The following is a 6,280-nucleotide window of genomic DNA, read 5'->3' on the forward strand; positions in this document are numbered from 1 at the left end:
ATTTCTATTTTTTATCTTTTTCTTTAGAAACATTTTTTTCAAAGTTCATATATATATCAGGTAAGTATTTCATAGCTGCATTAATTCTTTTAAAAGTTGAAGCATCAATAGCTGGAGTACCTGCATATAATTTGCCTTTTTCATATAACCTTTTTGATGCTCCTGATTGTGCAGCAAATTTGGCACCATCTTCAATTACTGCGTGATCAGCAACTCCAACCTGACCACCCATAAAAACAAATTTACCTATTTTAGCTCCACCAGCTATCCCACTTTGAGCAGCAATAACAGTTCCTTTATCTATAACGACATTATGAGCAACTTGGACAAGATTATCAATTTTGCAAAAATCTGAAATTATTGTATCATCTACTGTACCTCTATCTATTGTGCAATTTGCACCAATTTCTACAAAATTGCCTATAACAACCCTTCCTACTTGCTCTATTTTTATATGATTATAATTATAAAACTGATAGCCAAAACCATCTGAACCAATGACAGTTCCAGAATGAATTATACAATCAGAACCAATAATACAATTTTCTAAAATGGTAACATTTGGGTAAATATAAGTATTATCACCTATTTGTACATTTTCTCCAATATATGAACCAGCCCCAATAAAAACATTTTTTCCAATTTTAACATTATTCTCAATAATTACATTTTCACCAATTTCAATTTCTGAAATGTTTATTGGGGATTTTATTAAAGAATTTTTACCAATTTTCCCTTTTCTTACTGTTCTTACCTTAAAAAATGAAGTTATATAAGCCCAAAGAACTTTAGGAAATTCAAATAGAATTATTGATTTATTTTTTTCATTCAAAAAATCATAAATTATATTATTTAATATTTTTTCTAATTCTATACTTTCAATTTTTCTATTTAAATATTTTTCATTTAATTCTACAAAATCATTGTCTTTTATACTGATATTTTTGTTGTTTGTAAATAAATCTTTATTTTTTAATAAAAAGTCGTAAAAGACTTTAAAATTTGTTATAATTGCTGAGCAGTTAGATTTAATAGCTATATCAAAATAATTAAAATCTTCACAATAAACAATTGAATTTTGTTTTATATTATCTATATTTGAAATACAATTAAATGTTCTTTTTTCATTGCCCAATAAAATTATATTCTTATTCCATATTTTTAAATCTTTAACAATTTTTTCATCATTTAAATAATTTACCATATTAAATATTCTCTTTATTTGTTCATTATTTAAAAAAATAAAAATAGTTAAATAATCTTAAATATTAATCAATTATTAATATACGGATAATAGTAAACATTAACATCAATTTTGGAGTCTCTACAATTTTTCTCTATATAAGATTTTAAAAATTCTATAACTGCATTTGTTAAATCTACATAATTTGCAAAATAAAGGACTTTACTATCATTTTTATCTAAAATAATTGAATATCCTTCTCTTTCAGCAACTCTTTTTATACAAAAATAGATATGTTCATTTATATATTTTTCTTTATTCGTTTTTAAATCATTTATCAAATCAACAAAATATTGCCTTCTTTTCTGATATCTATCGATATATGAATTTCTATCACTTATTATAGCATTTTTTTGATCCTGGGTTAAATTTGGATTTGAAAGCCTTTGCTCAAATTCTTTCATTTTATTATTATAATCTTCATCAAGAAGTTTTATTTGGTCAGAATAATAGTCAATTCCAATATCAACAAGAGTTCTTTTCATATAAAAATTGTATACTTCTTTTAAATCAACAACACCAACTTTTATTAAAACATTTGAAAATATATTTAAAGGTAATATTGCAATAAAAATAAGTAAAATAATAAATCTTTTTTTCATAAAACAACCCCCTTTATTAAACAGAGGCGTAAAAACATTAAAACAATTAAAATATCATAAAATCACCAAATGAAAGTACAAACATCCAATTAAAAAAACCTGGATTATAATCAACAACTTCATTGTTTACAATTTTGAATCTCTTTGTTATATAAAATCTAAATGGTAATTGTTGAAACATTAATTTTAAACCAAAACCATAAGAGAAGTATAAATCATTTAAACTAATTTTCAAAAAATTTTCAGGTGTATCAAATAGAGAACCTATATCAAAAAATAATAGAGCATTTAAATAACCTTTAAAAACTTCCCTTTCAAGTTCATTTATTATCGAAAACTTTGCTCTTCCAAATAAATAACCTACAGACATCCATCCTCTAACATCATAGTTTCCATTAATATAAAAATAGTTTTGTCTATCTATATTTAAACTTCCATCAAACTGCCTAAAAAGAAAACCAACTTGGGTAGTAAAATGATAAGCTATATCCCAAAATAAGCCATAATTAAAATTAATAGTAGTAATAGTCCTTATAAAATTAGTATTTCCTCCTAAAAATCCGCCATAATAATCAATTCTCTGTTTAAACCAAAACCCTTTTCTTGCCATTAAAACATAATCTCTTGAATCAAACTCATAGATTGTAAATATTGAAAAACTCTTCCATAAATTATCTGTAATAGGTAAGCTAGAATCATTATTTTCTGAAATCCAGGGGATATAATTTTGGTAATCTTTAGTAGGTACATAACTTGAAAAATTTAAAAAAGTTCCAAATGATAAAGAATGAAAAGGTATCCACCTTCTACCAAAGGAAATGGAAAAATTAAAGCTTCCTTTATTATAATTCATAAGGTAAGAAGGATTATTTGAATAATAAGAAGGATTGGCTTCAAGAGTTGTTTTATATTGATCCATTGTATTAAAAGGATCAGGTACTCCATTTTTATCATTATCCGATAACTGGTTTGTTAATAATTGATTTTGATAAGAGAAAGAAGTCCCTAATATAAGAGGTTGATTTAAAAACCATCTATCATAGAAATTAAAAGATACTTGAAGTTCTTTAAATGAAATATTTAAACTTGTTGAAATATTATATCCCAAGCCAAGTAAATTCTTCTGGGAATATTCTCCATTTAAACCGAATCCTTCCCAACCTCCACCAGGTTGATAAAAACCACCAAATTTTAAACTTCCAGTTGGGCCTTCTTCTACTATGATTATAAGGTCTACTATATCTGTATAATCTGTAGGTTTAATTTGCACATCTATAAATGAAAAAAATTGAGTATTATAAAGGTTGTAAATTGATTGAGTTATTTTTCCTACATTGAAAACTTCACCTTCTTTAAACATTAGTTCTCTTAAAATAACATAATCCTTTGTCTTTGTATTACCTTTTATATAAATATTTCTCAAATGAGCTCTTGAATTTTCAAAGATAGTATAAGACACATTTACTTTTCTTGTATTAAAATCTATATCCTCTTCCATTATTACAACAGAAAAAATAAAACCATAATTCGAATAAAACTGTTTTATTTTCTCTTTTATTTTTTCAAAAAAACTTCTATCGTATGGAACATTATTTTTTATTTCAATACCCTTTAATATCTCTTCCTTATCAAAAACTTTATTCCCTAATATTTTAAAATCATCAAAATAGTATACCTGACCTTCATCTATCTTAATATATATTTCTAAATGTATTTCTTCCTCTTTTTCTATAACTTTCTTTTCAATGTTTTCAAATTTTACATCTAAATATCCTTTTGAATAATATTTTAACTTTATTTTTTCTAAATCTTCCCTAAACTGTTCTTCTTGAAAAACACCATCTCTAATTTCAAAAAGTATTCTTAAATATGTTTTAGTTTTCATTTCATTTGCTAATACACAAGAACTAAAAACTTTATTGTTTAAAAATTCAATTTTTGTGATTATTATTCTTTTTGGTTCTTTGAGCTCTATTTTAACATTTACATAATTTTCTAAGATATTTCCATTTTTATCTTTAGCTTTTTCCGTACTTATAGTAACTTCAAGTTTTTCAAATCCTTTAGAAGAATAAAGCTTTTTAAGCTCATCAATTTGTTTCTTTTGCAAAAATGGTGAGAAAAAATCCCCCTTTTTTATAATTAAACTCTTCTCTACATCGCCCTTTTTTATTTTTTTATTTCCAGAAAAAGTAACATTATAAACCATTGGGAATTCTTTTACTTTAATTACAACAATAACAGATCCTGCATCATAAGGTTTTATTGAAACTTCAATATTTTCAAAATATCCACTTGAAAATAAAATTTGTATTATTCTAGAAAAATCATATACATCTATCTCATTTCCTTCAGAAAAAGGAAGCATCATAAGAACTTCATCTTTTGATACATTTATTAATCCCTGAATTTCTATTTTATTTATCTTATAACCTTCATATTTATATATATCAGAAATATCACTTTCACTACTAGATTGCCCATAAATAAAAATATTAAATATAGTATTAATAAAGAAAATTATAGAAAAAATAAAAACTAATTTTATTAAATGTTTTGAGATTATTTTTGAGATTGAAAATTTCATCTTTATACTCCTTATAACTTCTAATAATCATTAAAACACAAATTTTTAAACTTTCAACTTTATAATAATAATAAAATAAATAAGCTAAAAGTTAAAAGAAATATTAAAATAATTACTTTAATTTTTATAATAAAAAAATAAAAAAAGGAGCTATTAAAAACTAATAGCTCCTTTTTTAAAATTAGAAAATATTTTTTAAAATTTTAAATAAATATAGAATTAAATATTAATTGAATTTTTTAACAAAATCTTTCAAGATATCAACAAGATCTGGTTTGCCTATTTCAGCAAGTTCATATGTTACTCTATAAGCTGGTTTATTAATCTTAACAATTCTTCCAAGATCAATAGGAGTAGCAACAATTACAGCATCACAATCTACTTTATTAATTGTTGTTTCCAAATCTTTGATTTGTTCTTTAGAATAACCCATTGCAGGTAATAAAGTTCCAATATATGGATATTTTTCGTATGTTTCTTTTATTTTGCCTACAACCCATGGTCTTGGATCAACTATTTCTTTCACACCAAATTTTCTTGCAGCAACTATACCAGCTCCATACTGCATTTCACCATGGGTAAGAGTTGGGCCATCTTCAACAACAAGAACTCTTTTACCTTTTAATTTTTCATATTCTGTAATAAAAATAGGAGAAGCAGCTTCAACTACTTGAGCTTTTGGATTTATCTTTCTAATGTTTTCTCTAACTTTTTCAATATTTTCAGGAGTAGCAGAATCTATTTTGTTTATAACAACTACATCTGCAAGAATTAAATTATTTTCGCCAGGATAATATGTTACTTCATGACCAGGTCTATGTGGATCTACAACTGTTATATGTAAATCTGGTTTAAAAAATGGCATATCATTGTTTCCACCATCCCATAAAATAACATCTGCTTCTTTTTCTACCTCTTTTAATATTTTATGATAGTCTACCCCAGCAAAAACTGTAATTCCTTTTGAAATATGTGGCTCAAATTCTTCCATCTCCTCAATAGTACAATTGTGTTTATGTAAATCATCTATAGAACCAAATCTTTGAACAACTTGTTTTTCTAAATCACCATAAGGCATTGGATGTCTAACTGCAACAACTTTTTTACCTAAAGATTGTAAAATTTGAGCAACTCTTCTTGTTGTTTGTGATTTTCCACAACCAGTTCTAACAGCACAAACAGCAACCACAGGTTTTGAAGCTTTGAGCATTGTAGGTTTTGCTCCTGCAACTGAAAACTTTGCTCCTGCTGCCATAACTTGGGCAGCTTTACTCATAACATAATTGTAAGAAACATCTGAATAAGAAAATAAAACTTCATCAATATCATACTTCTTTATTAAATCTACTAAATCTTTTTCATCTTCTATTGGTATTCCATTTGGATAAAGTTTGCCTGCTAAAGAAGCAGGGTAAGTTCTTCCCTCAATGTCAGGAATTTGTGTAGCAGTAAAACAAACAACTTCATATTGTTCATTGTCTCTATAAAGACAATTAAAATTATGAAAATCTCTTCCTGCAGCACCCATGATTAACACTTTAGTTCTTCCCATTGTTCCTCCTTTAACTTAATAATTTCTATAAATAACTTACCATCTTAAAATCTAATGTAAAGAAAATTTTAAAATAAAGATTTTAAAATATAAATTTTTAAAAACAAAATAAATATTTTTAAAAATTTATAATAATAAACTATTTTTAAACTTTACTTTGACTTAATATATTTATTAGTTCATTTTTTTTCAAACTTAAATTTTTATAGTTTTCAGAACTAAAAAAAATATTCTCTATTCTAAACAATTTAATAACCTTAAAAAAATACCTAATAGAGATTTTATTAAAAATAAAG

General features: G+C 24.8%; 4 protein-coding genes. All 4 read right to left on the minus strand.

Annotation, left to right across the window (positions count from 1 at the left end):
* Window positions 1-4 precede the first annotated feature (4 nt).
* The 4 genes from lpxD to N3A58_03440 all read right to left on the minus strand — a co-directional run bounded on the left by lpxD (window position 5) and on the right by N3A58_03440 (window position 5,984).
* The gene (gene lpxD, locus N3A58_03425) at window positions 5-1,204 is read right to left on the minus strand and encodes a UDP-3-O-(3-hydroxymyristoyl)glucosamine N-acyltransferase (GenBank protein ID MCX8058451.1); all 1,200 of its coding nucleotides are present in this window, start codon (window positions 1,202-1,204) and stop codon (window positions 5-7) included.
* Window positions 1,205-1,272: 68 nt separating this feature from the next.
* Entirely contained in the window at window positions 1,273-1,845 is a 573-nt protein-coding gene (locus tag N3A58_03430) for an OmpH family outer membrane protein (protein MCX8058452.1), read from the minus strand.
* 46 nt (window positions 1,846-1,891) lie between these two features.
* Complete coding sequence (bamA, locus tag N3A58_03435; GenBank protein MCX8058453.1) at window positions 1,892-4,432, minus strand: outer membrane protein assembly factor BamA; 2,541 nt, start codon at window positions 4,430-4,432, stop codon at window positions 1,892-1,894.
* 226 nt (window positions 4,433-4,658) lie between these two features.
* Window positions 4,659-5,984, minus strand: a complete 1,326-nt coding sequence (locus N3A58_03440; protein MCX8058454.1) for a cyclic 2,3-diphosphoglycerate synthase — start codon at window positions 5,982-5,984, stop codon at window positions 4,659-4,661.
* Window positions 5,985-6,280 lie beyond the last annotated feature (296 nt).

The organism is Spirochaetota bacterium (genome assembly GCA_026415295.1).
Lineage (GTDB): Bacteria > Spirochaetota > JAAYUW01 > JAAYUW01 > JAOAHJ01 > JAOAHJ01.